The following is a 2,924-nucleotide window of genomic DNA, read 5'->3' as shown; positions in this document are numbered from 1 at the left end:
CGGCATCCATGCCGCGGACACCCCCGCAACCGGACCCACCCCGCCTTCGACAGATCGCTACCGCTGTTGGTAGGTGTCGACCTTGGTCGACACATCCACGCAATGCGTGGATGAAGATGGAAATGATCGAAAGCGATGTCTGTAGAGTCGAGCCATGCTCGATTCACGCGCGCAGCGCGAACGGCAGCCGAGCGTAGGCTCGGCTCTACAGTAGATCCACGCCATGCGTGGATGGGCATGCCGGGAATGGGGTCAGAGCCCGTGCCTTACGCCGAGGCGTAACGCACGGCGGTGCCGATCCAGCGCTGCACCACGCGGTCGGCCAGCGTGGGTTGCTGGGCCAGCAGGCGCTCGGCCAGGTCGTGCACGCCGGGCAGCAGGCCGGCATCGCGGGCCAGGTCGGCGATGCGGAAACCGGCCAGGCCGGTCTGGCGGGTGCCGAGCAGTTCGCCGGGGCCGCGCAGTTCCAGATCCTTTTCGGCAATGACGAAACCATCGTTGGTTTCGCGCATGGTCTGCAGGCGCTCGCGTGCCATCTGCGAAAGCGGCGCCTGGTACAGCAGCACGCAGCGCGATACCGCCGAACCACGACCGACGCGGCCGCGCAGCTGGTGCAGCTGGGCCAGGCCGAGGCGCTCGGCGTTCTCGATCACCATCAGCGAGGCGTTCGGCACATCCACGCCCACTTCAATCACCGTGGTCGCCACCAGCAGATCGATGTCGCCGGCCTTGAACGCGACCATCGTCGCCAGCTTCTCGGCGGCTTTCAGGCGGCCATGCACCAGCCCCACGCGTACGCCGGGCAGCAGCGCCTGCAGCGATTCGTAGGTGGCCTGCGCAGGCGTGGCGTCCAGCTCTTCGCTTTCCTCGATGAGCGTGCACACCCAGTACACCTGCCGCCCTTCCTGGCAGGCCAGGGCGATGCGCTCGATCAGCTCCGGGCGACGATCGTTGTTCAATGCGACGGTCTGCACCGGGGTGCGGCCCGGCGGCAGTTCGTCGATGGCCGAGACATCCAGGTCTGCGTACTCGGACATCGCCAGCGTGCGCGGAATGGGCGTTGCGGTCATCACCAGCTGGTGCGGCACGCTGTTGCCGCCTGCGCCCTTGTCACGCAGCGCCAGCCGCTGGTGCACGCCGAAGCGATGCTGCTCGTCGACGATGGCCAGGGCGAGATCCTGGAACACCACCGCCTCCTGCATCAGCGCGTGGGTACCCACCACCACCTGCGCTTCGCCGCTGGCGACCTGCTCCATCACCTTGGCGCGCGCCTTGCCGGTGACCTTGCCGGCCAGCCAGGCGATGCGCACGCCGAGCGGTTCCAGCCAGCCGCGCAGATTGTTGAGATGTTGTTCGGCCAGCAGTTCGGTGGGGGCGGCCAATGCGACCTGCTTACCCTGCTCCACCGCCAGCATCGCCGCCAGCGCGGCGACCACGGTCTTGCCGGAGCCGACATCGCCCTGCACCAGCCGCAGCATCGGGCTGGGGCGCGCGAGGTCCTCGCGGATCTGCTTGAACACGCGCGCCTGTGCGCCGGTCAGCGCGAATGGCAGCTGCTTCAGCAATGCCTTGGCCAGCTTGCCGGGGCCGGCCAGCGGCGGTGCATGGTGCGCCTGCAGCGCGATGCGCTGGCGACGCAGGCTGAGGTGGTGGGCCAGCAGCTCTTCCATCGCCAGGCGACGCTGCGCTGGATGAGTGCCGGCGGCCAGTGCGGCCAGGTCGGCATCCGGCGGCGGCCGGTGCACGGTCAGCAGCGCACTGCGCAGCGACGGCAGGCCGAGGCCATCGAGCCAGCCGCTGGGCAGCAGTTCCAGCGTGCTTTCCTCGGGCAGGCGGTCCAGCGCCTGGCCGATCAGCTTGCGCATCGTCATCGGGCCCACGCCTTCGACGGTGGGATACACCGGGTCGAGGCGGTCGCCGAGTTCGGGATCGTCGTTGCGGCCCAGCACCTGGTAGCTGGGATGGACGATTTCCAGGCCCAGGTGGCCCGGCTTGGGCGTGCCGAAGCAGCGCAGCCGGTTGCCGACCGCGAACTGGCCGACCTGCTGCTGGCGGAAATGGAAGAAGCGCAGCACCAGGGTGCCCTGCCCTTCGTCCTCCACCGCTACTTTCAGCATCGGCCGGTAGCGCATGCCGCGCTCGACCGCGACTACCCGCCCTTCCACCTGCGCCGGCACGCCGTTGCGCAGGTCTTCGATGCGGGTCAGCCGGGTGCGGTCTTCATAGCGCAGCGGCAGGTGAAGCCAGAGATCCTGCAGGGTGGCCAGGCCACGCGCCTGCAGTTTGGCGGCCACGGCCGGACCGACGCCCGCGAGCATCGCCAGGGATGCTTCGCCGGACGGTGACAGGACCGGGGTGACCGCCGCCTTGCGTGCCACGTGGCGGTCAGTCGATGACCATCACCGCGTCGACCTCGAAGTTGGCGCCCTTCGGCAGGCCGGAGACTTCGATGGTGGAACGGGCCGGGTACGGGGCCTGGAAGTAGTCCTGCATGACCGCGTTGACCTTGGCGAACTCGCCCAGGTCGGTCAGGTACAGGCCCAGGCGCACGACCTTGTCCAGCGAGCCGCCGGCGGCTTCGGCCACGGCCTTGAGGTTGTCGAAGGCGCGACGGGCCTGCGCTTCGATGTCACCGGCGCCGACGATGTCGCCGGTGGCCGGGTCGAGCGGGATCTGGCCGGAGAAATACACGGTGTTGCCGGCGCGCACGGCCTGCGAGTACGGGCCGATGGCGGCGGGGGCCTTTTCGGTGTTGATGATCTGGCGGGACATGGGTCGCTCCGGTGCTTTGGGGGAAAACAGAGCGGTGATTGTACCGGCTGGGGGTGCATCCACGCATGGCGCGAATCTACCGCGCCGCTTCGGTAGTGGGGGGGGGGGGGGGGGGGGGGGGGGGGGGGGGAGGGGGGGGGGGGGGGGGGGGG

2 protein-coding genes are annotated in these 2,924 nt (G+C 69.3%); both read right to left on the bottom strand.

Annotated elements, in window-relative coordinates:
• Positions 1 to 266: 266 nt before the first annotated feature.
• A complete protein-coding gene (gene recG / locus ACTJJM_RS21155) occupies positions 267 to 2,378 on the bottom strand; it encodes an ATP-dependent DNA helicase RecG (RefSeq protein ID WP_010484047.1) in 2,112 nt (703 codons plus the stop codon).
• Positions 2,379 to 2,385: 7 nt separating this feature from the next.
• Complete coding sequence (locus ACTJJM_RS21150) at positions 2,386 to 2,772, bottom strand: RidA family protein (protein ID WP_010484046.1); 387 nt, start codon at positions 2,770 to 2,772, stop codon at positions 2,386 to 2,388.
• Positions 2,773 to 2,924: the final 152 nt, after the last annotated feature.

This window comes from Stenotrophomonas sp. 22692 (assembly GCF_052045015.1).
Classification (GTDB): Bacteria; Pseudomonadota; Gammaproteobacteria; order Xanthomonadales; family Xanthomonadaceae; genus Stenotrophomonas; species Stenotrophomonas geniculata.
The sequence above is the reverse complement of the archived record's forward strand: the minus strand, read 5'-3'. Positions and strand labels throughout refer to the sequence as shown.